The 22,891-nt window shown below is 67.1% G+C and carries 24 protein-coding genes; 13 read left to right on the top strand and 11 right to left on the bottom strand.

Features of this window, described 5'->3' with window-relative positions:
• Window positions 1-6: 6 nt before the first annotated feature.
• Window positions 7-612 (bottom strand): TetR/AcrR family transcriptional regulator, encoded by a 606-nt coding sequence (locus QOC76_RS13450; protein ID WP_526357330.1) that lies wholly within the window; start codon window positions 610-612, stop codon window positions 7-9.
• Window positions 612-1,337: an SDR family NAD(P)-dependent oxidoreductase gene (locus QOC76_RS13445; protein ID WP_526357329.1), complete on the bottom strand. Its 726-nt coding sequence runs from the start codon at window positions 1,335-1,337 to the stop codon at window positions 612-614. The genes QOC76_RS13450 and QOC76_RS13445 overlap by 1 nt, the downstream gene beginning before the upstream one ends.
• Before the next feature lie 91 nt (window positions 1,338-1,428).
• Here QOC76_RS13445 and dapE point away from each other — a divergent pair, with 91 nt between their 5' ends.
• Window positions 1,429-2,496, top strand: a complete 1,068-nt coding sequence (dapE, locus tag QOC76_RS13440) for a succinyl-diaminopimelate desuccinylase (protein ID WP_526357328.1) — start codon at window positions 1,429-1,431, stop codon at window positions 2,494-2,496.
• A gap of 99 nt (window positions 2,497-2,595) precedes the next feature.
• Complete coding sequence (locus QOC76_RS13435) at window positions 2,596-4,191, top strand: ABC-F family ATP-binding cassette domain-containing protein (protein ID WP_526357327.1); 1,596 nt, start codon at window positions 2,596-2,598, stop codon at window positions 4,189-4,191.
• A 57-nt stretch (window positions 4,192-4,248) separates the two neighbouring features.
• On the opposite strand, the gene QOC76_RS13430 is transcribed toward QOC76_RS13435, so the two are convergent.
• The gene (locus QOC76_RS13430; RefSeq protein ID WP_526357326.1) at window positions 4,249-6,324 is read right to left on the bottom strand and encodes an AAA family ATPase; all 2,076 of its coding nucleotides are present in this window, start codon (window positions 6,322-6,324) and stop codon (window positions 4,249-4,251) included.
• A 58-nt stretch (window positions 6,325-6,382) separates the two neighbouring features.
• Between QOC76_RS13430 and log the strand changes: the two genes are divergently transcribed.
• The 7 genes from log to QOC76_RS13395 all read left to right on the top strand — a co-directional run bounded on the left by log (window position 6,383) and on the right by QOC76_RS13395 (window position 12,115).
• Entirely contained in the window at window positions 6,383-6,943 is a 561-nt protein-coding gene (gene log / locus QOC76_RS13425; protein WP_526357325.1) for a cytokinin riboside 5'-monophosphate phosphoribohydrolase, read from the top strand.
• Window positions 6,944-7,001: 58 nt separating this feature from the next.
• Window positions 7,002-8,810, top strand: a complete 1,809-nt coding sequence (fadD6, locus tag QOC76_RS13420) for a long-chain-acyl-CoA synthetase FadD6 (RefSeq protein WP_526357324.1) — start codon at window positions 7,002-7,004, stop codon at window positions 8,808-8,810.
• 124 nt (window positions 8,811-8,934) lie between these two features.
• Window positions 8,935-9,759, top strand: a complete 825-nt coding sequence (folP, locus tag QOC76_RS13415; RefSeq protein WP_526357362.1) for a dihydropteroate synthase — start codon at window positions 8,935-8,937, stop codon at window positions 9,757-9,759.
• A gap of 91 nt (window positions 9,760-9,850) precedes the next feature.
• A complete protein-coding gene (locus QOC76_RS13410; RefSeq protein ID WP_526357323.1) occupies window positions 9,851-10,798 on the top strand; it encodes a glucosyl-3-phosphoglycerate synthase in 948 nt (315 codons plus the stop codon).
• A 51-nt stretch (window positions 10,799-10,849) separates the two neighbouring features.
• Window positions 10,850-11,218, top strand: a complete 369-nt coding sequence (locus tag QOC76_RS13405) for a DivIVA domain-containing protein (protein WP_526357322.1) — start codon at window positions 10,850-10,852, stop codon at window positions 11,216-11,218.
• The gene (locus QOC76_RS13400; protein ID WP_526357321.1) at window positions 11,215-11,808 is read left to right on the top strand and encodes a DNA-3-methyladenine glycosylase I; all 594 of its coding nucleotides are present in this window, start codon (window positions 11,215-11,217) and stop codon (window positions 11,806-11,808) included. Before QOC76_RS13405 ends, QOC76_RS13400 begins: the two co-directional genes overlap by 4 nt.
• 139 nt (window positions 11,809-11,947) lie before the next feature.
• A complete protein-coding gene (locus QOC76_RS13395; protein ID WP_003406247.1) occupies window positions 11,948-12,115 on the top strand; it encodes a DUF3117 domain-containing protein in 168 nt (55 codons plus the stop codon).
• On the opposite strand, the gene glgA is transcribed toward QOC76_RS13395, so the two are convergent.
• A complete protein-coding gene (gene glgA / locus QOC76_RS13390; protein WP_526357320.1) occupies window positions 12,112-13,278 on the bottom strand; it encodes a glycogen synthase in 1,167 nt (388 codons plus the stop codon). The genes QOC76_RS13395 and glgA overlap by 4 nt on opposite strands.
• Before the next feature lie 148 nt (window positions 13,279-13,426).
• Here glgA and glgC point away from each other — a divergent pair, with 148 nt between their 5' ends.
• Window positions 13,427-14,641 (top strand): glucose-1-phosphate adenylyltransferase, encoded by a 1,215-nt coding sequence (glgC, locus tag QOC76_RS13385; RefSeq protein ID WP_526357319.1) that lies wholly within the window; start codon window positions 13,427-13,429, stop codon window positions 14,639-14,641.
• Window positions 14,642-14,683: 42 nt separating this feature from the next.
• On the opposite strand, the gene QOC76_RS13380 is transcribed toward glgC, so the two are convergent.
• Window positions 14,684-15,541: a sigma-70 family RNA polymerase sigma factor gene (locus tag QOC76_RS13380; RefSeq protein WP_526357318.1), complete on the bottom strand. Its 858-nt coding sequence runs from the start codon at window positions 15,539-15,541 to the stop codon at window positions 14,684-14,686.
• Window positions 15,542-15,609: 68 nt separating this feature from the next.
• Here QOC76_RS13380 and QOC76_RS13375 point away from each other — a divergent pair, with 68 nt between their 5' ends.
• Window positions 15,610-15,999, top strand: coding sequence for a hypothetical protein (locus tag QOC76_RS13375; protein WP_526357317.1), 390 nt, complete (start codon window positions 15,610-15,612; stop codon window positions 15,997-15,999).
• Here the strand turns inward: QOC76_RS13375 and QOC76_RS13370 are convergent.
• The 6 genes from QOC76_RS13370 to QOC76_RS13345 form a co-directional block, all read right to left on the bottom strand.
• Window positions 15,987-16,661 carry a methyltransferase family protein gene (locus tag QOC76_RS13370; RefSeq protein WP_526357316.1) on the bottom strand — a complete coding sequence of 225 codons (675 nt, stop codon included), beginning with the start codon at window positions 16,659-16,661 and terminating at the stop codon, window positions 15,987-15,989. The genes QOC76_RS13375 and QOC76_RS13370 overlap by 13 nt on opposite strands.
• 2 nt (window positions 16,662-16,663) lie before the next feature.
• Window positions 16,664-17,338 (bottom strand): methyltransferase family protein, encoded by a 675-nt coding sequence (locus QOC76_RS13365; RefSeq protein ID WP_526357315.1) that lies wholly within the window; start codon window positions 17,336-17,338, stop codon window positions 16,664-16,666.
• A gap of 18 nt (window positions 17,339-17,356) precedes the next feature.
• Entirely contained in the window at window positions 17,357-18,979 is a 1,623-nt protein-coding gene (locus QOC76_RS13360) for an ABC transporter permease (protein ID WP_526357314.1), read from the bottom strand.
• A complete protein-coding gene (locus QOC76_RS13355; protein ID WP_526357313.1) occupies window positions 18,976-19,914 on the bottom strand; it encodes an ABC transporter ATP-binding protein in 939 nt (312 codons plus the stop codon). Before QOC76_RS13355 ends, QOC76_RS13360 begins: the two co-directional genes overlap by 4 nt.
• A complete protein-coding gene (locus tag QOC76_RS13350) occupies window positions 19,886-20,572 on the bottom strand; it encodes a TetR/AcrR family transcriptional regulator (RefSeq protein ID WP_526357312.1) in 687 nt (228 codons plus the stop codon). Before QOC76_RS13350 ends, QOC76_RS13355 begins: the two co-directional genes overlap by 29 nt.
• Window positions 20,573-20,726: 154 nt before the next feature.
• Window positions 20,727-21,407: an O-methyltransferase gene (locus QOC76_RS13345; RefSeq protein ID WP_526357311.1), complete on the bottom strand. Its 681-nt coding sequence runs from the start codon at window positions 21,405-21,407 to the stop codon at window positions 20,727-20,729.
• A gap of 189 nt (window positions 21,408-21,596) precedes the next feature.
• Between QOC76_RS13345 and sigE the strand changes: the two genes are divergently transcribed.
• Window positions 21,597-22,361, top strand: a complete 765-nt coding sequence (sigE, locus tag QOC76_RS13340; protein WP_526357310.1) for an RNA polymerase sigma factor SigE — start codon at window positions 21,597-21,599, stop codon at window positions 22,359-22,361.
• Between the two features lie 89 nt (window positions 22,362-22,450).
• On the top strand, window positions 22,451-22,846 hold the full coding sequence (gene rseA, locus QOC76_RS13335) for an anti-sigma E factor RseA (protein ID WP_526357309.1): 396 nt from the start codon (window positions 22,451-22,453) through the stop codon (window positions 22,844-22,846).
• Window positions 22,847-22,891 lie beyond the last annotated feature (45 nt).

Here is a 22,891-nt window from a genome sequence, read left to right as displayed (position 1 = left end):
TCGAACTCAGCGCTTCTCTCGGAGCGCGGTGTCGAGGAGCGAAGCGGCTGCGGCGCGGGCACGGAGTGCAGCGGAGGGATCGCGATCCATCCGAGCACCGATTCCGGCGCCGTCATAGATGAGGTGGAGTTGGTGACCAAGCGCCGTGGGGTCAGGGGCTCCGGCTTCCTCGGCAAGGCGCACGAACAAACTGCGTATGTCGTGCCGGTACTCGTCGGCGGCTTGATGGACCAGACCACCCGGTGGTGACTCGGCACTGGCCGACACGAAGGCACAGCCGCGGAAGCCGGGCTGCGCGAAGATCTCCGCTTGAGCGTCGAACACCGCGAGCAGTCGGTCCGCTGGGACGGCGTGCTTCTCGACGGCGTCCGTGAGCCGCTGGGTAGTGCGCGCATGGCGCGACTTCAGATAGGCCAGTACCAACTCTTCCTTGCTGCCGAACGTGTTGTACAGCGATGCTTTCGCAACCCCAGCGCGCTCGATAATGCGGTCGACGCCCACCGTTTGGACGCCTTCGTCGTAGAAGAGCTCGTTGGCGGCGTCCAGCAGCCGGTCACGGGCGGACTCCCGGATTGCGGCATTCGTATCAGCTTTAAGGCGACTGGGGGTCATCAGATCGCCGTCCGTCCACCGTCGATGGGGATCAGCGCGCCGGTGATATAGCTGGCCTTCGACGACGCGAGGAAAGCGATGACTCCCGAAATCTCCTCGGGTTGCGCACCGCGCTTGAACAACGTGGTCGCCGCGAGGTTCTCGATGAGGTCGCGCTTGCCCTCATCGGTAAACACCGGCCCGGGAGCGACGGTGTTGACGCGGACGCCAGACGGACTGAACTCTGCGGCCCATGCGCGGGTCATCGCCGTCAGCGCGGCCTTGGTAGCGCCGTACGCCGCGGCGCCCGCCAACCCGACGTGACCGGCCATGCTGTCGACGCTAACGATGCTGCCGTGCCCGCGGGCGGCCATACCGGGAGCAAGCGCCGCGACGAGCTGGTACGCGGCGCGAACATTGCTACTGAACAGGTCGTCGAAGGTGTCGGTATCCAGATCTGCGGACGCTCCGAACCATGAGAATCCGCCGTTGTTGACCAGCACCTCCACCTCGCCGGCCTCTTCTGCCAGAGCCGCAACCGCGTCCGCATCAGCGAGATCGGCTGCGACGAACCTGGCCTGCCCACCCTCGGCCTTGATCCCGTTGACGGTCGCGGCACCGCGAACGGCATCGCGGCCGTGTACGACGACGTCGAACCCGTCTCTCGCCAGGTCGATCGCGACTGCCTTGCCAATGCCTGATGTCGCACCCGTTACCAAAGCGACGGGTCGTTTCTGTTGCGTCATGTGGACTCCTAGTTGAGTAGACCTGTCTGTCTAGTAGGGTAGACCACCAGACATGTCTGTCTATTCCGCACCCACCATCTAGCCTTCAGGTATGGGCCTGGATTTACGTGGCGATCCGATCGCGCTGACCGCGGCGCTGGTGGACATTCCCAGCGAGTCGTGCGACGAGCAGCGCATCGCCGACGAGGTCGAGGCCGCGCTGCGCGAGCAGACGAACGGGTTCGAAATCCTTCGCAACGGCAACACCGTGCTGGCCCGCTCCAATTACGGACTGCCGTCGCGGGTCATCCTTGCCGGACACCTCGACACCGTTCCGATCGCCGACAACGTGCCCAGCCGCCTCACTGACGGCGAACTGCACGGCTGCGGCACCTCGGATATGAAGTCGGGGGACGCGGTGTTCCTGCACCTGGCCGCCACCGTCGACGACCCGGCCCACGACATCACGCTGATCATGTACGACTGCGAGGAAATCGAAGCCGCCGCAAACAGTTTGGGCCGCATCGAACGCGAGTTACCGGACTGGTTGCATGCCGACGTGGCCATCCTCGGCGAACCGTCCGGCGGGTTCGTCGAGGCCGGCTGTCAGGGCACGCTGCGTGTCGTCGTCACCGCCGACGGCACCCGGGCGCATTCGGCGCGATCGTGGCTGGGCGACAACGCCATTCACAAACTGGGCGCTGTGCTCGACCGGCTGAGGTCCTACGAGGCCCGTAGCGTGGACATCGACGGGTGTGTCTACCGCGAGGGGCTGTCGGCCGTGCGCATCGACGGCGGTGTGGCGGGCAACGTCATCCCCGACGCGGCCTCGGTGGCCCTCAACTTCCGCTTCGCACCGGACCGCAGTGTCGAGCAGGCCGGCCAACACGTTCATGACGTGCTCGACGGTCTCGATGTCCATATCGAGCAGACCGACGCCGCCCCCGGCGCCCTGCCCGGGTTGACCGAACCTGCGGCCGCCGCGTTGGTCGACGCCGCCGGCGGTCAGGTGCGGGCGAAGTACGGATGGACGGATGTGGCCCGGTTCGCGGCGCTCGGCGTACCCGCCGTCAACTTCGGACCCGGCGATCCGAACCTCGCGCACCGCGTCGACGAGCGGGTCGAGGTGCGCCAGATCACCGCGGCCACCGACATGCTGCGGCGATATTTAACCGCTTGACTCGACGCATAGCCTGAAGGCATGTGAGTTGGCGCCATCTCCGGGTGACTCCGGATCGATGCTGTCGTCTTTTTCCGTGCGAACACGAAGAGCCCTCACATGTCTGAAACATCCATTGTCTGTTCGAATCTGTCCTTCTCGTGGCCCGGCGAGCCGGCGCTGTTGGAGGAGTTGTCCTTCACCGTCGGCGACGGCCGCACGGGTTTGGTGGCGCCCAACGGGGCAGGCAAGAGCACGCTGCTGAAGCTGATCGCGGGCGAATACCGGCCGTCGGCGGGTTCGCTGACCGTCGAAGGATCGGTCGGTTATCTGCCACAGACGTTGCCGTTCGACTCCCGGCGCACCGTGGCCGAGGTGCTCGGCGTCGCACCAATCCTCGAGGCGCTGAACGCGCTTGCCGGCGGTGACGCAGGCGATGCCGTCTTCGCCGCGATCGGCGAAGACTGGGACGTCGAGGAACGCAGCCGCGCCCAACTCGACCGAGTCGGCCTGGGGAGCGTCGCGCTCCATCGCAGGCTCGGATCGCTGAGCGGCGGCGAGGTGGTCTCGCTCGGGCTGGCCGCTGAAATGTTGAAGCGGCCCGATGTGCTGCTGCTCGACGAGCCGACCAACAACCTCGACGCTGAAGCACGCGCCAAGCTCTTCGACGTACTCGACGACTACAAAGGATGTCTGCTTCTGGTCAGCCACGACCGCATGCTGCTCGACCGGATGGATCGGATCGCCGAGTTACACCGTGGCGAGATCGCAATCTATGGAGGCAATTTCGCTGCGTACGAGGAGTCGGTGCGCGAGGCGCAGCGCGTCGCCGAGAGCAGCGTTCGCAACGCCGAGCAACAGCTCAGGCGCGAGAAGCGGCAGATGCAGCAGGCACGCGAACGCGCAGCCCGCCGGTCGAGCACCGCGGCACGCAACATCAAAGACGCCGGGCTGCCGAAGATCATCGCCGGCGCGATGAAGCGCAGGGCTCAGGAGTCGGCCGGCCGCATCGACGGCGTGAACGCGGGGAGGGTCGACGACGCCAGGGCCAGGCTCGACGACGCCGAACGCGCGCTGCGCGACGACTCGTCGATCGCGCTCGACCTGCCCGACACCGAGGTCCCCGCCAGCCGCGACGTGTTCTCTGGCAACGGAGTACGGATGAGCCGAGGCGGCCGTGCCTTGTTCGGCGACGGGCTCGACGTCTCGATCCGCGGACCCGAGCGCATTGCGCTCACCGGGCCGAACGGCGCAGGCAAGTCGACGCTGCTGCGCATCATCTCGGGAGAACTCCAACCGGACGACGGCACCATCCGGCGGGCCGACGGGCGGATCGCCTCCCTGTCGCAGCGTCTCGACCTCATCGATCCGGACCGGACCGTGCTCCAGAGTCTGGCCGCATACGCGCCGAATCTGAGCGAGACGCGGCGGATGCACCTGTTGGCACAGTTCCTGTTCGGAGGCAACATGATTCATCTGCCGGTGTCGGCATTGTCGGGTGGTGAGCGGCTGCGCGTCACACTGGCGTGCGTGCTGTTCGCCGAACCGGCGCCGCAGCTCTTGCTCCTCGACGAGCCGACCAACAACCTCGATCTCGCCAGCATCGGACAACTGGAATCCGCGCTGAACGCCTACCGCGGCGCGTTCGTCGTCGTCAGCCACGACGCACGGTTCCTGGAGAAGGTCCGCCTGGACCGGACGATGCGACTGCCCTGACCCGCGAAATAGAACTCCGGGTCGTTAATCCGGCGGGCGCTTTAACAGCCGCAAATGCTATTTCGCGGCTTTGGCCTGAGCCGAGGCGTCGGCGGCCGCGGCCATCATGCCGATGTCGGCAAACGCGGCCGATACCGCCTCCAACTCATCCGCATCGCCCGCGACGAAGGCGCGGGCGTGCTGCAACACCAGCCTGCCGACTACGCAGTCGACGTCGTCGATGAGCCGGGCGATGGAGTCGACTGCACGGATGTCGCCGAGCCGGACGGCATCGTGGAACGCACGCACTGCGATCGCCGACTGGCCGCCGCGCTCCGCCGCCCGTCCCGCATCGCGGGCCGCAGACCGCGCTCCTGCCGGGTCACGGCGCGCCATCGTCGTCCACGCCCGGGCCAACTGCAGCTCGGGCGCGAACAGCATCGATTTGAGCCCGTGTCGAGAGTCCGCCCGCGCCAGCGTCTTCGACGCTTCGCCCATCTCGCCCTGCTGACCGAGTGCCTGGGCCAGCAGCATCCATGCCAGCGGCCCCCACGAATAACCGGTCGGCGCCAATGCCTCGGCGGCCTCACGCAGCAGCTTCGCCGCCGCCGCTGATTCACCGCGGGCGATCAGCACGTCGGCCACCAGAATCTCGCCGATCGCCCGGCCCGGCTGCTGCATCTGCGCGAAGTCGGCGAGTTGTTGCGCGAGTTCCTGAGCGCGGTCCAGCTCGCCAGCCATCAGCAGGGCCGTCGTCTGGCCGAACCCGCTGGTGAACCTCAGCAGACCAGGATGCTGCGCCTCGGCCGCCCGCTCGGCCAGCGCGTCGACGTCGGCGAACCGGCCCATCCGGGCACAGCTGAGCGCCGCCGCCGCGGCCGACCAGCCGATCGCGGTGTCGTCGGCGTCCGGCGAGGCAAGCACTTCGGCCGCAAGCTCCATCGCCCGTCCGGGACGGCCGGCGTTCATCGCGAACGTCGCCGACAGTGCGTCCACGGTGGTCCGCGCCGCCGGTGACGTGACGTGATTGCGAGTGGTCTGCAGAAACGCCGTCGCCCGCTCCGGCTCGGACAGCATCCAGAACTGATTGGCCGCGCGCGGTAAGGCCCACGCCATCAACTCGGTGTCCGACAGGGTGGCCGGATCGACGGCGGCAAGCACCTCGTCGGCCTCACGGCCGCGGCCTTGCCACGCCAACGCCTGGGCCAACGTCAGCCGCGCATCCAGGTCGGGGTCGCGTGCGAGCACCGCCTCGCCGAGCCGCTCGCTCAACGGCAGATCGCCCAGCCGCAGTGCGTCGGCCGCAGCGGCCACCACCTCGGAAACGGCTTGCGAAGCACCGCTGTCCAGTGCCAGCACGGCCAGTCTCAACCGGTCGACGACGTCGCTGCGGCGCGGGGCCGACAGCTCGTAGAGCGCAGCCCGTCGGGCCTGCAGATCGTCGTCCGACATCTGCGCACGGGCGGCGTCGGTGTACAGCGGATGGGCCGCCCGCACGGCGTCGACGACCGTAAGCGCCTTCGCGGCCTCAGCGGCCCGCACAGAGTCTTCACCCGCCAACGCCGACAGGTCGGCCAACGAGATCGGGTCGGCGACGGCCAGAAACTCCAGCGCCACCCGTGCGTCCGACGGAAGCGACCGGACGAAATCCCGCACGGAGACGTCCAGCCGCGTGCGGTCAACGCTCGGCGGCTCCAGCTCGATCCGCGGCAGCACGTCGTGCAGCTGCAACGCCGAGATCGAATCCGGTGCGCCCTCGTCGGGATCGACGGTCACGATCAACCGCACCGCCCCGCTGACCGCCAACTGATAGACCAGCGCCGCGGACAGATCGTCCAGCAGATGCGCGTCGTCGACGATCAGAAGCAGCCCGTCGGCCACCGACTCGCGGGCCGCTCGAAGAACGGCCGCCGTCTTGCCGTCGTCGGGAACCTCGATCAGGTCGCGCACCGCCGCGAACGGGACGACGCGATCCGACACCGTCCCGGTGACCCACGCGGACGGCCCGCCGATGCGTTCGCTCGCCAAGCGAGCCACCGTCGTCTTACCGGCACCGACGGGCGCGATGATCACCGCGCCGCCGCGGTCCGCCACCGCCGACTCGACTCGCCCGGCCGCCGGCTCGGGCGGCGCGATATTCCAGTCGACGGGCACCCGCCGGAGTTTAGGGTGTGGCCGCTGCGGCCGTGCCGTACTCGTCTACGTTGACGTTGTGTCACCCGATCCCGACTCCGAATGGGCCGTCTGCGTGTACTGCGCCTCGGGGCCGAAACACCCCGCGCTTCTCGACCTGGCGAGCCGTGTCGGCGGCGCCATCGCGGAACGCGGCTGGACGTTGGTGTCCGGCGGGGGAAACGTCTCGGCCATGGGTGCCGTGGCCACCGGCGCCCGGGCGCGCGGCGGCCGCACCGTCGGGGTGATCCCCAAGGCGCTCGTACATCGCGAGCTCGCCGACGTCGACGCCGACCAACTCGTCGTCACCGAGACGATGCGGGAACGCAAGCAGGTGATGGAGGACCGCGCAGACGCGTTCATCGCGTTGCCCGGGGGCATCGGCACCCTCGAGGAGTTCTTCGAAGCGTGGACAGCGGGCTATCTGGGTATGCACGACAAGCCGGTGGTGATGCTCGATCCGTTCGGGCATTACGACGGGTTGCGCGCCTGGCTACACGGCCTTATCGACAGCGGCTACGTCAGCCAGACGGCATTGGATCGGCTCGTTGTGGTGGACGACATCGATGATGCGCTGGCGGCCTGCGCACCGGCCCGGTGATGGCGATCACCCATAGGGACTTAGGGTGTCGGGCAAGACACCGGAGGGGGATCGCCGCATGACCGACGAGAAATCTGGAACCCGGAGCAGCGTCGGGCTGCTCGACATCGCCAGCCGGGTACCCGGCCTCATCGCCGATGCGCCCACCATCGTGCGCGGTGTGATCACCGGGTTCGGGGCCCGCCCGTCGGCCAAGACCTCCATCGGCAAGGTGTTCCAAGTCCGCGCAGCGCAGAACGCCGACAAGGTCTTCCTCAAGTTCGAGGACCAGGAGCTCACCTACAAAGAGGCCAACAAGACCGTCAACCGCTATGCCGCGGTGCTGGCAGCGCGCGGGGTCGGCAAGGGCGACGTGGTGGGCATCATGCTTCCCAACTCAGCCGACCCGGTGCTGCTGATGCTGGCGGCGGTCAAGTGCGGCGCGATATCCGGGATGCTCAACTACAACCAGCGCGGCGACGTCCTCAAGCACAGTCTGGGATTGCTGTCGGCCACGGTGCTCGTCGCCGACCCCGACTTCGTCGACCCGATCAAGGAATGCGGTGCGGACACCGACGGTCTGGTGATCCTCGACGAGTTCAAGGGCCTCGCCGAGACCGCGCCGACCAACAACCCGGCAACCACGTCGGCCGTGCTCGCCAAGGATAAGGCGTTCTACATCTTCACTTCGGGCACCACCGGCATGCCGAAGGCCAGCATCATGACGCACTACCGGTGGCTGCGGGCGCTCGCCGGTTTCGGCGGCCTCGGGATGCGGCTGAACAGCAACGACACCCTGTACTGCTGCCTGCCGCTCTATCACAACAACGCGCTGACGGTCGCGTTGTCGGCGGTGCTCAGCTCGGGGGCGACGCTGGCGCTGGGCAAGTCGTTCTCGGCGTCGAAGTTCTGGGACGAGGTGATCCGGCACGACGCGACAGCATTCGTCTACATCGGCGAGGTGTGCTCGTATCTTCTGAACCAGCCGGAGAAGGACACCGACCGCAAGCACAAGGTGCGCGTGATCGCGGGCAACGGGCTTCGGCCGTCGATCTGGGACGAGTTCACCAAGCGCTTCGGCATCGACCGAGTGTGTGAGTTCTACGCCGCCAGCGAGGGCAACACGGCGTTCGTCAACGTGCTGAACGTCGACAAGACCACCGGCATCTGCCCGACGCCCGTCGCGTTCGTGGAGTACGACGAGGAGACCGGCGACCCCAAGCGCGACGACAAGGGCCGCGTCCGCAAGGTCAAGAACGGCGAGCCGGGGCTGCTGCTGTCGAAGGTCAGCAGCTTCCAGCCCTTCGACGGCTACACCGACAAGGAAGAGTCCGAGAAGAAGTTGGTGCGCGACGCCTTCAAGGAAGGCGACGTGTGGTTCAACACCGGCGACCTGATGCGCTCGCAGGGCTTCGGACACGCCGCGTTCACCGACCGACTGGGCGACACCTTCCGCTGGAAGGGTGAGAACGTCGCCACCACCGAGGTGGAGGCGGCGGTGTCGACGGACCCGCAGATCGAGGAGGCGACGGTCTTCGGCGTCGAGGTGCCCGATGTGGGCGGCAAGGCGGGCATGGCCGCCATCCAGCTCAAAGAAGGCAAGGACTTCGACGGCAAGGCCTTGGCGAAAGCCGTCTACGACCACCTGCCCTCTTATGCGGTTCCGCTGTTCGTCCGGGTCGTCACGGAACTGGCGCACACCTCGACGTTCAAGAGCCAGAAGGTCGAACTCCGCAAGGAGGGCTACGGCGGGAACTCCGGCGAGGGCGACGAGGAAGCCGACAACATCGAGGACCCGATCTACGTGCTGTCCGGCCCTGACGAGGGGTACGTCGAGTTCTACGACGACTACCTCGGCGAGGTGAAGGACGGCAAGAAGCCCAAGTAGGCGATTTCGGCGTGCTCATCGACGCAGAGCGCACGCCAGCGCGCCGAAATCACCCTGTCCGTAGCCTGGAGAGGTGCAGTCGATCTTCTGCGGCCGTCCGGTGGCCGGCGATCGTGCGCTCATCATGGCGATCGTCAACCGCACCCCGGATTCGTTCTACGACCGGGGCGCCACCTTCACCGATGACGCGGCTAAAACCGCAGCTCATCGCGCGATCGCCGACGGTGCCGACGTCGTGGACGTCGGCGGGGTCAAGGCCGGACCCGGCGAGGACGTCGGCGTCGACGCGGAGATCGCGCGGGTGGTGCCGTTCATCGAATGGGTCCGCGACAGCTATCCCGACCAGGTCATCAGCGTCGACACCTGGCGCTGCGCCGTCGCCAAACAGGCCTGCGCAGCGGGAGCCGACCTGATCAACGACACCTGGGGCGGCCACGACCCCGGCCTGGCCGAGGTCGCCGCGGAGTTCGGCGCCGGGCTGGTGTGCTCCCACACCGGTGGCGCGACGCCGCGCACCCGCCCGTTTCGGGTCAACTACGGCATATCCGAGCGCGGCGTGGTGGACGACGTGATCGCCGAGGTGACCGCCGCAGCCGAGCGGGCGGTTGCCGCCGGGGTCCCGCGAGACGCAGTGTTAATCGATCCGACTCACGATTTCGGCAAAAACACTTATCACGGTCTTAGTTTGTTGCGTCATGTGAAAGACCTTGTAAAAACTGGATGGCCTGTCCTTATGGCGCTGAGCAACAAAGATTTCGTCGGGGAAACTCTGGGTGTGGACCTGACAGAACGCTTGGAGGGCACCCTGGCAGCGACGGCGCTGGCCGCCGCGGAGGGCGCCGCGATGTTCCGAGTGCATGAAGTCGGGCCCACCCGGCGCGTTCTCGAAATGGTCGCGTCGATCCAGGGCGTGCGTTCGCCCACGCGCACGGTTAGGGGACTGGCATGACACTGAGACGAATCCGAGTGAGGATCGCAGCGAGGGACGAGCGAGGACCGGTGGGCCCACGCCCGCAGGGCAGGGGACGAGGAGTCGAAGCATGACTTTGACACCAGAGCTTCCCGGCACGGACGTCGTCGCCGGCAGATGGTTGGCCGACCACAGCTGGAGCCGGCCCACGTGGACCGTCTCGGAGCTGGAGGCGGCCAAAGCCGGCCGCACGATCTCGGTCGTGCTGCCCGCACTCAATGAGGAAGAGACCGTCGGCTCCGTGGTGGAGACCATTACGCCGCTTCTCGGCGGCCTGGTCGACGAGCTGATCGTGCTGGACTCCGGCTCCACCGACGACACCGAGATCCGCGCGCTCGCCGCGGGGGCGCGGGTGATCAGCCGCGAGATCGCGCTGCCCGAGGTGCCGCCGCAATCCGGCAAGGGCGAGGTGCTGTGGCGGTCGCTGGCCGTGACCACCGGCGACATCGTCGTGTTCGTCGACTCGGACCTGATCGACCCCGACCCGATGTTTGTGCCGAAGCTGGTCGGGCCGCTGCTGACCGTCGACGGCGTGCACCTGGTCAAGGGCTTCTACCGGCGTCCGCTGAAGGTGAGCGGCAGCGAGGACGCCAACGGCGGCGGCCGGGTCACCGAATTGGTGGCGCGCCCCCTGCTGGCCTCGCTGCGGCCCGAGCTGATGTACCTGATGCAGCCGTTGGGCGGCGAGTACGCGGGCACCCGCGAGCTGCTGACGTCGGTGCCGTTCGCACCCGGCTACGGCGTCGAGATCGGCCTGCTCATCGACACCTACGATCGGCTCGGCCTGGACGCGATCGCGCAGGTGAATCTGGGTGTGCGCGAGCACCGCAACCGGCCGCTGACCGAGCTCGCCTCGATGAGCAGGCAGGTCATCGCCACCCTGCTGTCCCGCTGCGACATCCCGGACTCGGGGGTCGGCCTGACGCAGTTCTTCGCCGATGGCTACGACTACACGCCCCGCACGTCGGAAGTGTCGCTGGCCGACCGGCCGCCGATGCTCACTCTGCGGCCGCGCTAGCGCGGGGGTGGTCCACTCTCTTCGTCGGACCGGTGAGGCAGTATCGGAAGCGTGACCCTGATCCTGCTGTATCTGGTGGTGCTGATCCTGGTGGCGATCGTGCTGTTCGGGGTAGGCAGCGTGCTGTTCGGGCGCGGCGAAGTGTTGCCGCCGCTGCCCCGCGCCACCACCGCGACGGCGTTACCCGCGTCCGGTGTCACCGGCGCCGACGTCGACGCGGTCAAGTTCAGCCAGGCGGTGCGCGGCTACAAGACCAGCGAGGTCGACTGGGTGCTGGACAGGCTGGGCCAGGAACTCGACCTGCTGCGCGGTCAGCTCGCCGCGGTGCAGGCCACCCAGGTGGGTGACGAGCATCCCGACGAGGAGCCGATCGACGGTGGCGTGCACGCGCTGCCGGCCGACGAACGGGCCGATTCGTGACGAAGGCGCCGGCGGACGACGGCCGCGTCCGATGCGCCTGGATCGATCAATCCCGTTTGGCCCCAGACGATTTCATTCTCTACCGCGACTACCACGATACTGAGTGGGGGCAGCCGCTGCGTGATTCCAAGTCGTTGTTCGAGCGGGTCAGCCTCGAGGCGTTCCAGAGCGGGCTGTCGTGGTTGATCATCCTGCGCAAGAGGGAGAACTTCCGGCGTGCCTTTCACCGGTTCGACATCGACAGGGTCGCCCGATACACCGACCGCGACATCGAGCGGCTGATGAACGACGCGGGGATCGTGCGCAACCGCTCGAAGATCGAGGCGACCATCGCCAACGCGCGCGCCGTCGCAGACCTCGACGTCGACCTCGGCGCGTTGCTCTGGTCGTTCGCACCGGACCCGCGGCGGCCACGGCCCGTAGACTTTGCCAGCGTGCCCGCGGTGACCCCCGAGTCGACGGCGATGGCCAAGGAGCTGAAGCGCCGCGGCTTCAAGTTTGTGGGTCCGACGACTGCTTATGCCCTGATGCAGGCCACCGGGATGGTCGACGACCACGTTGCTTCCTGCTGGGTCCCCGCCGCCGCCTGATCCGCACGTTGAAACGATCTTGACCGGGTCTTTGCACACCGAACGCCCCGGATAGGGAACAATGGAGGAAGTTCAGTAGCAGTTCAACGCCGGGAGCTGTCGACGGGTGGGCAGCCGGCTCATGTGGAGGGAGCACTCGATGGCGGCGATGAAGCCCCGGACCGGCGACGGTCCTCTGGAAGCAACCAAAGAGGGGCGCGGCATCGTGATGCGGGTACCACTGGAAGGCGGTGGCCGCCTCGTCGTCGAACTCACCCCTGATGAGGCCGCCGCCCTCGGCGACGAGCTCAAGGGCGTCACCAGCTAACTGGACACCTTCCGGTAGATCTCCAGAGTCTGCTCTGCGATGTGGGCCCACGAGAACTCTTCGATGCAGCGCTGCCTGCCGGCCTCCCCGTACTGGCGCGCGCGCTGCGGATCGGCGACCAACGAGTTGACCGCGTCGGCCAGCCGGGTCTCGAAGAAGTCCGGATCACCCGGGTCGTAATGGACCAATAGCCCGGTCTGATGGTCGGCCACCACCTCGGGGATGCCGCCGACGTCCGAGGCGACCACCGCCGTCGCGCACGCCATCGCCTCCAAGTTCACGATGCCCAACGGCTCGTACACCGATGGGCATACGAATACCGTTGCTGCCGAGAGGATTTCGCGGATCTTGCTGATCGGCAACATCTCGCGCACCCAGAACACGCCGGTCCTGGCGCGCGAAAGCTCCTGCACCGCGGCTGTCACCTCGGCGGCGATCTCCGGAGTGTCCGGCGCGCCCGCGCAGAGCACCAACTGCACCTCGGGAGCGAATCTGTGCGCGGCCGCCACCAGGTGCGCGACGCCCTTCTGCCGGGTGATCCGGCCGACGAACGCCACGATCGGGCGGGTGGGGTCCACCCCGAGCTCGGCCAGCACCGACTCTTGTGACTCCTGCGGCTGAACCGGGTACCAGACCTCGGTGTCGATGCCGTTGCGCACCACGTGCACCCGGTTGGGGTCCAGCGCCGGGTAGGTGTGCAGGACGTCGTCGCGCATCCCGGAGCTGACCGCGATGACCGCGTCGGCCGCCTCGACCGCGGTGCGTTCCACCCAGGACGAGATGCGGTAGCCACCGCCGAGCTGTTCGGCCTTCCACGGCCGCATCGGTTCGAGAGAGTGTGCGGTCAGCACATGCGGAACGCCGTACAGCAGGGCCGCCAGATGCCCGGCGAGCCCGGTGTACCAGGTGTGCGAGTGCACCACGGTCGCGTCCCGGGCGGCGTTGGCCATCACCAGATCGGCTGACAGCGTCGCCAGCGCCGGGTTGGCGCCCTTGAGCGCCGGGTCGGGCTGGTGAACGAAAGCGCCCTCGCGCGGGGCGCCCATGCAGTGCACCTCGACCTCGCACAGGTTGCGTAATTGTGCGACGAGTTCGGTGACGTGGACGCCGGCCCCGCCATACACCTCGGGCGGATACTCACGCGTCATCATCGCCACCCGCATGCTTACGACCGTAGTGGCCGTGGCCGGACCCCGCAGCTATGTAAGAGCGCCGATTTGGGTAATCACCAATTACTTTGACGGACAGCCGCACAGGTCTCAATCGTGCGAATGCCTGGTCAGCATCAACACCGGCGGATAGGTTTGGATCATGAGGGAGTTGCCACACGTCCTCGGCATCGTCATGGCGGGCGGGGAAGGCAAGCGGCTGTATCCGCTGACGGCGGACCGAGCAAAGCCAGCCGTTCCTTTCGGCGGCGCCTACCGGCTGATCGATTTCGTGCTGTCCAATCTGGTCAATGCCCGATACCTGCGCATCTGCGTTCTCACGCAATACAAATCGCATTCCCTGGACCGGCACATCTCGCAGAACTGGCGACTGTCGGGCCTGGCCGGCGAATACATCACCCCGGTGCCTGCGCAGCAGCGGCTGGGGCCGCGCTGGTACACCGGCTCGGCCGACGCCATCTACCAGTCGCTGAACCTGATCTACGACGAGGACCCCGACTACATCGTCGTGTTCGGCGCGGACCACGTGTACCGGATGGATCCCGAGCAGATGGTGCAGTTCCACATCGAGAGCGGCGCGGGTGCGACGGTCGCCGGAATCCGGGTGCCGCGGGCCGAGGCCACCGCGTTCGGCTGCATCGACTCCGACGAGTCGGGCCGCATCCGGGAGTTCGTCGAGAAGCCCGCCGACCCGCCGGGCACTCCCGACGACCCCGAGCAGACGTTCGTGTCGATGGGCAACTACATCTTCACCACCAAGGTGCTGATCGACGCGATCCGCGCCGACGCCGACGATGACGACTCCGATCACGACATGGGCGGCGACATCATTCCGCGGTTGGTGGGCGACGGAATGGCGGCGGTCTACGACTTCAAAAACAACGAGGTGGCGGGAGCCACCGAGCGCGACCACGGCTACTGGCGCGATGTCGGGACGCTGGACGCGTTCTACGACGCCCACATGGATCTGGTGTCGGTGCACCCGGTGTTCAACCTGTACAACAAGCGCTGGCCGATCCGGGGCGAGTCGGAGAATCTTGCGCCAGCCAAGTTCGTCAACGGCGGCTCCGCGCAGGAGTCGGTGGTCGGCGCGGGCAGCATCATCTCGGCGGCGTCGGTGCGCAACTCGGTGATGTCGTCCAACGTGGTCGTCGACGACGGCGCGATCGTGGAGGGCAGTGTGCTGATGCCCGGTGTCCGGGTGGGCCGCGGCGCGGTGGTGCGCCACGCGATCCTCGACAAGAACGTCGTCGTCGGGCCCGGTGAGATGGTCGGCGTCGACTTGGAGAAGGACCGGGAAAGGTTCGCGATCAGCGCAGGCGGCGTAGTGGCGGTGGGCAAGGGCGTCTGGATCTGATCGCAGTTGGGGGCTTGGCGGATACGTGCGGCTGACTAGAGCTCAGCCGAATACCGCGAAGTCGAACCGCCCCAGCCGTATCGGGTCTGCGCAGATGTCGATACCGACGATGACGCCCGCGGTGCTGGCGAAGCGCAGCACCAGCGTCAGCTCGCCCTCGGGCGCGACGACGACACCGGCTGCCCCGTCGACGAGCGCCACCTCCGCAAACGCCGAGTTGGCCGCGAACCTCGACGCCCGCGACGCCACCTCGACGCCGCCGCGCACCAGCACCGGATTCCCGCCCGCGGCTGCGGCGTCGGCACGCAACTCAACGTCGGGGTGCAACAACGCCAGCAGGCCGTTGAAGTCGCCCTCGCGCGCGGCGGCCAGGAACGCCTCGACGACGCGGCGTTGGTCCGCGACGCCTGCGTCGTGTTCCCAGTCCGCGCCGCGTACGCGCCGCCTGGCCCGCACCGTCAGCTGAGCCGTCGCGTTGGCGGACCGGTCGATGATCGGAGCGATCTCGGCGAACGGCATGTCGAAGACGTCGTGCAGCACCAGCGCCAGACGTTCATCAGGGGCCAGCGTCTGCAGCACCACCATCAGTGCGACGCCGACGGAATCCGCCAGCACTGCGTGGTCCTCGGGATTGACCGTCTCACCCGGGTGATCGGCCTCGTCGAGCGGCTCCTGGGGGCGGGCGGATCGCGACCGCAACATGTCCAGGCAGATCCGTGCGACGACCGTCGTGAGCCAGCCGCGCAGATTGGCCACGTCGGCCGGGACGGCGCGGTTCATCCGCAGCCAGGTCTCCTGCACCGCGTCGTCCGCCTCGCTGCGTGACCCCAGCATGCGGTAGGCGACGCCGTGCAGGTGTTCGCGGTGCGCCTCGAAGTCCACCGGTTCCGCTCCCGTCATATTCGACGACGGTTCATCGTCATATCAGTGACGATCCGCAGAGCCGTTTCATGACAAGGAGCACCGACATGTACCGCCCACTTCGCATCGTGCTGTTGGTGCACGGCCTCATCACGCTCGCCGGCGCCGTCGTGCTGACGGTGTTCCCGACCGCGATCCCGTCGGCGGTGGGCATCACGGTCGAGCGGCCGGATTATCTGCTGGTCTATCTCGTCGGGGCGGCCGAGTTGGCGGTCGCGGTGTTGTCGTTCGGCGCGACCCGCCTGACGGATCCGGCCGCGCTGGGGCTCGTCGTGATGACGTTCGTAGTCCTTCACGGCGCCAGCGGGATCGTCGATGTCGTCTACATGGCGGTTACCGACGTGAACGGCACGATGATCGCCAACACCGTCGCGCGGTTCACCGTCGTGGTGGTGTTCATTCTCGCCTGGCGGACAACGAAGCGTCACCAGACGTAGGGCACCAGCCGGTAGTGCACCTTCTGCATGTACTCGCGGTAACCGGCCAACTGCTGGGCCAGCAGCGCCTCCTCGTCGTTGATCCGTAGGGCCAGCACGGCCAGGCCGGCGACGACGAATAGCAGACCCCAGTAAGAGCCGAGCGCGAGCGGAATACCGATCATCAGGACCACATTGCCGAGGTACATCGGATGCCGGACCAACCCGTACCACCCCGTCGACGACAGCTGCTGTCCGGATTCGACTGTGACATTGGCTGCGGCATAACCGTTCTGGATGGTCACCAGCATCGCGATGACGAGGCCGATCGTGACAAGCGCGGCGCCGGCGACCGAGACGGCGGCGGGCACCGTCGACCACGAGAAGCGGAAGTCGAGCACGCTGACGACGATCATGGCGGCCATCGTGACGAACGCGAAGGCGATGACGAGCTTTTGAAGAGGTCGGTGTTCCGCGCCGGGGCCTGCCTGCATGCGGCGGCGAAGCGCCTGCGGATTCGTCACCGCCAGATATGCGCCGGGAATCAGAGTTGCCGCGGCGAACACGGCGATGAAAGTCCAGCCCCGCGGATAGTCGAAGGTGCCCGCGGGCAGGAACACCAGCAACGCGAAGACGACGAGACCGACGACCGACGTGATGGCAGCCTGCACAGCGGTTCTCATGGTCACCACACTCCGGGGACCAGGCGGTAATGGACCTTTTCGGTGTACTCGTGGTAGCCGTCGAGTTGGTCGCGCAGCGCCTTTTCCTCGTCAGTGATGCGGGCGGCGAAGACCAGCGCAATCGGGATGAGGGTGAGCAAGCCCCAATAAGAGCCCAGTGCGACTGGCATGCCGACCATCATGATCAGCGCTCCGACGTACATCGGGTGCCGCACCACGCCATACAGGCCGGTGGAGACCACCGGTTGCTCCGCCTCGACGGTGATCGTCGCTGCCGCGTAATTGTTCTGGACGACGACGACTTCGGCCAGCCCGAGACCGGCGAGGACCAGGACGTCGCCGACGACGACGACCGCGGTGGGCACAGTCGACCAGCCGAACCGGTGGTCGAGGCTGCTGATCACTCCAACGGCGACGACCGACAGCGAGACGCCGGCCATGATGAGCTTTTGCACCAGCCGGGTTTCGGACCAGGGTCCGGAGGTCATGCGGCGCCGCAGCGCCTCCGGATACTTCACTGCGAGGTAGACGGTCGGGGCCATGGTGCCGACGATGAACACCGCGATGAAAACCCATGCCTGCCAGTAGTCGAATGTGCCTGCCGGAACGAACAGGATCACACCCATGAACAGAATGGCGCCGATGGTGGATGCCAGTAGTTGAAGCGTGACCTTCACGATTGCTCCTTCGGTGTCTCAGACGGCGTCGCGGCGGCGATAGATTGCGCCTGCGATGAGCGTCAGCGCTGCGGCGGCGACCACCAGTGCGGTCAGGGCGACGCCCGAGTACTCGATCGGCGCTTTGGTCTGACCGATCGGCGACGCGTCGAGCAGCCACTGCGGTAGCCGCAACAACGCGCCGAGATACAGCGAGATGATCACGAATGTCACTGCCAGCCAACCAATCCACGGGTGCCGCAGCGCAACTGCGAGCGCCGCGACCCCCGCCATGGCTGCCATTGCGGGCACGAAAGCAAGGGCCGCCAGTGTCAGACGCCAAATGGTTTGCGGATCGCCGATGGTGATGCCCGCGCCGAGACCCATTCCGACACCTGCGAAGAACATCAACACCGCTGACCCGGCGGTGGCGGCCGCGACGGCGGTGAGGAGCCACCGCCACCGCGACACCGCGCCGGCAAGCACGGCCTCGCCAAGGCCGGACTCCTCGTCGGTGTAGACGCGCAGCACGGCGGAGACGACGTAGGCGGTGGTCGCCGCGGCGAGGAACTGCGTCAACGTGGTGTACACACCGTCGGTGCCCTGTTGGGCCAGTAAGCGCTCGAGCAGTTCGTTGCCCGCGGCCGCGTCCAGCAGCGACTTCGTCATCGAGCCGAATGCCAAGCCGGACAACAACAGTCCGACGGCCCAGCCGATCGTTTGGCCCCGTTGCAGGGCAAGGTGCAGGCCGAACACAGACTTGATCGAGTGCGCGTTCGGGTGCTCGCCGGACGACGGGACGACGCCGTCGTCGTATTGCCGGCTGCCCTCCAGCGCCGAGGCAAGTGCCATGAGGCCGACGGCGAGCGCGACCAGCATGGCGAACGGCCACCATCGCAGGTCGACGAACGGACGCATCTGCTGTGCCCACGCGATGGGGGAGATCCAGGACAGTGCGCTGCCGGAGTTGTCGATCACATCGCCGACGCCGCGCACGAGCGCCGCCAGCGCAAGCACGCCCATTGCGGCGCCGGTTGCGGCGCGCGCCGTCCGCCACAGCTGTGCCGTGACCGCGGCGACGGCGCCGAACACCATCGACACGCCTGTGACCCCGAGACACATCGCTGCGGTATCGACCACGCCGAACCCGGTAGAGGCCATCGCCAGCGTCATCGTCACTGCGAGCACGGCGTTGACACCGCCGACCACGATCAGGGCGGCATACGTCCGGGCGTGGCGGCCCACCACCGATGACATGACGAGTTCGGCTGCACCGCTTTCCTCTTCGGTGCGGGTATGCCGGATTACGGTGAGAATGGACAGAATCGAGGCGGCGATGACGAGGGTGAGCATCAACTCGTTGGCCATCATCACGCCCAAGTCGGTTTCGTTGACGCCGAACATGGGGCCACCCAACATCATTCCGGCAGGGCTCCTGAGCAGGTCTACGCGGGCCTGCCGCTGCGCCTCCTCCGGGTAGGCCAGCTTGATGGCATTGGGTGCGTACGCCATCATCAGCGTGAGGGCGGCGATCCACACGCTGAGCCGGACGCGGTCACGGCGCAGCGCCAGCCTGATCAGGCTGCCGACGCCGGTGAACGAGGACGCCGCAGGCAGGGCTTCATGGCGGCCGGTGCCCGGCGCGACGACGCCGGCAGTCATCGGGCGGGCCCCTGGTACTCGCGCAGGAACATGTCTTCCAGCGAAGCCGGCGCGACAGTCAGGTCGATGATGCCCAGCTCGGTCAGCAGCGCCATTGCTCGGTCGAGGTCGTTGCGGTCAACCGAGAAGACGTAGTGGCCGTCACGGATCGATAAGTCTTGTACGAATGGGGTGCTCTGGAGTTTCTTGCCGTCGCTGCGGGTGCGCGCCGTGACCGTGGTCCGCATCAGGTGGCGCAGCTCCTCCAGCGTGCCGGACCGCACGGCGCGGCCGGCGCGGATGATCGTGACCGACTTACAGAGTTTCTCCACCTCGGCGAGAATGTGGCTGGACAGCAGCACCGCTGCGCCGCGGTAGGTGACCTCTTCGACACAGGCCTGAAAAGCCCTCTCCATCAACGGGTCCAGGCCCGTGGTCGGCTCGTCGAGGATGTAGAGCTCTGCGTCGCTGTAGAATGCCGCGACGATGGCCACCTTCTGCCGGTTGCCCTTCGAGTAGGTGCGCGCCTTCTTGTGCGGATCCAGTTCGAACCGCTCGATGAGCTCGTCGCGCCGTCGGGTGTCGACAGCGCCATCGCCTCGCAGCCGCGCCAAGAAGTCGATGGCTTGCAGCCCGGTCAGGTTCGGCCACAGCGTCACATCACCCGGTACGTAGGCGATGCGGCGATGAAGTGCCACCGCATCCTTAAACGGGTCACCGCCGAGCAGTCGTACCGTGCCGCTGTCGGCGCGCAGCAGTCCGAGCAACACCCGGATCGCGGTGGATTTTCCCGCGCCGTTGGGTCCGAGGAAGCCGGTGACGTCGCCCGGAGCAACGGTCAGGTCCAGCCCGTCGAGAGCCCTGGTCCGGCCGAATGTCTTGACCAGGCCGTGTATCTCGACAGCGGGCCGGGTGCCCTCGCCGGTGCTAGCCCGTTGCAGGGACGTCGCCGTCATTCTGATCTCCTTCAGTCGAATTGCTGAACGGGATGCCTTGTTCGTGTTGCGCGAGAAACGCTTCGTACATCGACGAGTCGGCCATCAGGCCGTTGGAGTACAGCTCCAGGGCGGGCAGCATCATGTCCTCGGCGTAGTCGCGTAGCACCGCGCGCAGGTCCGACGGGTTGTCGTGCATCTGCAGGTAGAGCAGCAGACCGCCGCCGTTGTTCATGCCGAGAAACCTGGCCCTGGCTTTCGGGTCGCGACTCGGCTTGAGGGTGCCGGCGCGAACGCCCTCTTCGAGATACTCTTCGGCGTTGTCGATCATGCGCCGCCAGAACTCTTTGGCCAGCGCGCTGCCTGATTGCAGGCTCCGCAGGAGGTAGGCCGTCATCGGCGCATAGCTGTCGATCTCGGCCATTTGGCGCAGCCAGGTGGAGGGGTCAGCAGAACGCAGTGACTCCGACTTCGCCTCGTAAATCTGCGCAGCGATGTGCTCGTCGCAGGCCCGCAGCAGGCCTTCCTTTGATCCGAAGTGGTGGATCACCAGTGCGGCGCTGACGCCTGCTGCCTGCGCGATCGCCCGCAACCCGACGCTGAAGCCGTGCTGGCCCACCTGGTCGATCGCGGCGTCGCGGATCCGCGCGAGGGCCGTGAGATCGTCCGCTGAACGCATGTTTAGTACGCTAAACGCGCGTTCAGCACACCGTCAAGGGGTAGGCGGTCAAAATGGCGTAAATCCCGCCACTTCTCCTCGCGAGCAGACGCAAACTCGCGCAAATCTGCAGCTATCGATGCGATCTTGTGTCTGCTCGCGCGAAGAAGGCGAGCTAGTCCTCGTCGCGGGATGGCCAGTCGCGGGCCGCGGCCAGCAGCCCGTCGCCCAGCGGCACCAGCACCGGCGTCAGGCGCTCATTCTCGGCGATCAGTCGCGCGGCCTCGCGCACCGCGGTCACCTCGGCGTCATGGGCCTTGGCGTCGCCGGCGCGGCCGCCGAGCGCCGCCCGGTGCACGACGATCGCACCGCCGGGCCGCAGCAACCGCACGCCCTCGACGACGAAGTCCGGCTGGTCGGCGGGGTCGGCGTCGATGAACACCAGGTCGTAGGACTCGTCGGCCAGCCGGGTCAGTACTTCCTGGGCCCTGCCGCTGATCAGCCGTGTCCGGGACGGCCCGATGCCCGCTTCGTTGAACGCCTGTTTGGCGAGGCGCTGATGCTCGGGTTCGACGTCGATCGTGGTCAGCACACCGTCCTCGCGCATGCCGGAGAGCAACCACAGCCCGCTGACACCGGCTCCCGTACCGACCTCGACGACCGTTTTCGCGCCGCTCAGTTTGGCCAGCACGCTCAGCAGCGCGCCGACGGCCGGCGTGACGGCGCCGGCTCCGGTCTCGACGGCGCGGTCGCGCGCCGCGGCGACGATGGCGTCCTCGGAGATGGAATGTTCGGCGTGATTGACGATCGACTCGGCTCGGCTGAATTGCGGCTGGCTCGCCGGGTCATCGGGCATGCCCGCAGCGTAGAGCGGTGCCCGATGGGCCACCACCGCGACACGCCCGTGCCGCAATGCTGAAATCCGGCGGAAATTGGGTGATTTGCCCTGGTTAGAAGTGGGGTAATTGGGTAACAAGTTCATTTCTCAGGGAAAGTTCAGTCAGCTCATATGCCAGCCACACCACCATCGGAAAAGGTAATTCGCATGGAACACGGCGGACGCTGGCGCTCTGGGAATAACCATGTTGACCGTCATGTTGTCGCGGATGTCGCGTTGCCGACAAGCGGCGAACGCTGTGATCTGGAGGATCCGACGAGCACCACCACTACGGCCGCCCATCTGGCGCCGGTTTCGATGCCGCATCTCGAGCGGTTCACCGACGGGGAATGGGTCGAGCCTTCCGAAGAACCACAGGGCACCGCGGTTTTCGACGCCACCGGTGACCACTCCACCATGCCGTCGTGGGACGAGCTGGTGCGTCAGCACGCCGATCGGGTGTACCGGCTGGCCTACCGGCTCTCCGGCAACCAGCACGACGCCGAGGACCTGACCCAGGAGACCTTCATCCGCGTCTTCCGGTCCGTGCAGAACTATCAGCCGGGCACCTTCGAGGGCTGGTTGCACCGCATCACCACCAACCTGTTCCTGGACATGGTCCGCAGGCGCGGGCGCATCCGCATGGAGGCGCTGCCCGAGGACTACGACCGGGTGCCCGCCGACGAGCCCAACCCCGAGCAGATCTATCACGACTCGCGGCTCGGACCCGATCTGCAGGCCGCGCTCGACTCGCTGCCGCCGGAATTCCGCGCGGCGGTGGTGCTGTGCGACATCGAGGGCTTGTCCTACGAGGAGATCGGCGCAACGCTCGGCGTGAAGCTGGGCACCGTACGCAGCCGCATCCACCGTGGTAGGCAGGCCTTGAGGGACCACTTGGCGAGCCATTCCGCCGACACCGCCAGGTCAGCCTGACCGTTCCCGGGTGTCGGACGACGTGTCCCGCGCTACATTCAAGTGAGTACCGTCTGTCGCGATAGTGATGGGCCGAGAGGAGCGGGGTGATGGCCGACCCGGGGCATGTGTTTCGTCGCGCGTTCTCCTGGCTGCCCGCCCAGTTCGCCTCGCAGAGCGATTCGCCGGTAGGACCGCGCCAGTTCGGCTCCACAGAGCACCTGTCCACCGAGGCGGTCGCCGCCTTCGCCGACGGCGAACTGCGGATGACCGCCCATCTGCGCGCGGCACACCATCTGTCCCTGTGTACACAGTGCGCCGCCGAGGTAGAGGCCCAGCGCCAGGCCCGCGCCGCGCTGCGGGATTCCCGTCCGATTGCCATTCCCACTTCGCTACTGGGCCTACTGTCGCAGATTCCGCAGGACACAGCGCAGGTAGCGCCTGAGGAGAACGAGCAGACGCAGTTTGCTGACGACACGATCCGCGGCCGGCGCAAGCGCCGGTAATGTGGGTGGCAGTCCAAGCATCGACGCGCGCCGGCGAATAGCGGC

This window comes from Mycobacterium sp. (genome assembly GCF_032159565.1).
In the GTDB taxonomy this organism is placed as follows: Bacteria; Actinomycetota; Actinomycetes; order Mycobacteriales; family Mycobacteriaceae; genus Mycobacterium.
This window is presented reverse-complemented; position numbering and strand designations above follow the sequence as displayed.

Excerpts from the sequence above, each read along its gene's own strand:
- QOC76_RS13450 (WP_526357330.1), bottom strand. The coding sequence starts at position 612 with ATGACCCCCAGTCGCCTTAAAGCTGATACGAATGCCGCAATCCGGGAG.
- QOC76_RS13445 (WP_526357329.1), bottom strand. The coding sequence starts at position 1,337 with ATGACGCAACAGAAACGACCCGTCGCTTTGGTAACGGGTGCGACATCA.
- dapE (WP_526357328.1), top strand. The coding sequence starts at position 1,429 with ATGGGCCTGGATTTACGTGGCGATCCGATCGCGCTGACCGCGGCGCTG.
- QOC76_RS13435 (WP_526357327.1), top strand. The coding sequence starts at position 2,596 with ATGTCTGAAACATCCATTGTCTGTTCGAATCTGTCCTTCTCGTGGCCC.
- fadD6 (WP_526357324.1), top strand. The coding sequence starts at position 7,002 with ATGACCGACGAGAAATCTGGAACCCGGAGCAGCGTCGGGCTGCTCGAC.
- folP (WP_526357362.1), top strand. The coding sequence starts at position 8,935 with ATGGCGATCGTCAACCGCACCCCGGATTCGTTCTACGACCGGGGCGCC.
- QOC76_RS13410 (WP_526357323.1), top strand. The coding sequence starts at position 9,851 with ATGACTTTGACACCAGAGCTTCCCGGCACGGACGTCGTCGCCGGCAGA.
- QOC76_RS13395 (WP_003406247.1), top strand. The coding sequence starts at position 11,948 with ATGGCGGCGATGAAGCCCCGGACCGGCGACGGTCCTCTGGAAGCAACC.
- glgA (WP_526357320.1), bottom strand. The coding sequence starts at position 13,278 with ATGCGGGTGGCGATGATGACGCGTGAGTATCCGCCCGAGGTGTATGGC.
- glgC (WP_526357319.1), top strand. The coding sequence starts at position 13,427 with ATGAGGGAGTTGCCACACGTCCTCGGCATCGTCATGGCGGGCGGGGAA.
- QOC76_RS13380 (WP_526357318.1), bottom strand. The coding sequence starts at position 15,541 with ATGACGGGAGCGGAACCGGTGGACTTCGAGGCGCACCGCGAACACCTG.
- QOC76_RS13375 (WP_526357317.1), top strand. The coding sequence starts at position 15,610 with ATGTACCGCCCACTTCGCATCGTGCTGTTGGTGCACGGCCTCATCACG.
- QOC76_RS13370 (WP_526357316.1), bottom strand. The coding sequence starts at position 16,661 with ATGAGAACCGCTGTGCAGGCTGCCATCACGTCGGTCGTCGGTCTCGTC.
- QOC76_RS13360 (WP_526357314.1), bottom strand. The coding sequence starts at position 18,979 with ATGACTGCCGGCGTCGTCGCGCCGGGCACCGGCCGCCATGAAGCCCTG.
- QOC76_RS13355 (WP_526357313.1), bottom strand. The coding sequence starts at position 19,914 with ATGACGGCGACGTCCCTGCAACGGGCTAGCACCGGCGAGGGCACCCGG.
- QOC76_RS13350 (WP_526357312.1), bottom strand. The coding sequence starts at position 20,572 with ATGCGTTCAGCGGACGATCTCACGGCCCTCGCGCGGATCCGCGACGCC.
- QOC76_RS13345 (WP_526357311.1), bottom strand. The coding sequence starts at position 21,407 with ATGCCCGATGACCCGGCGAGCCAGCCGCAATTCAGCCGAGCCGAGTCG.
- sigE (WP_526357310.1), top strand. The coding sequence starts at position 21,597 with ATGGAACACGGCGGACGCTGGCGCTCTGGGAATAACCATGTTGACCGT.
- rseA (WP_526357309.1), top strand. The coding sequence starts at position 22,451 with ATGGCCGACCCGGGGCATGTGTTTCGTCGCGCGTTCTCCTGGCTGCCC.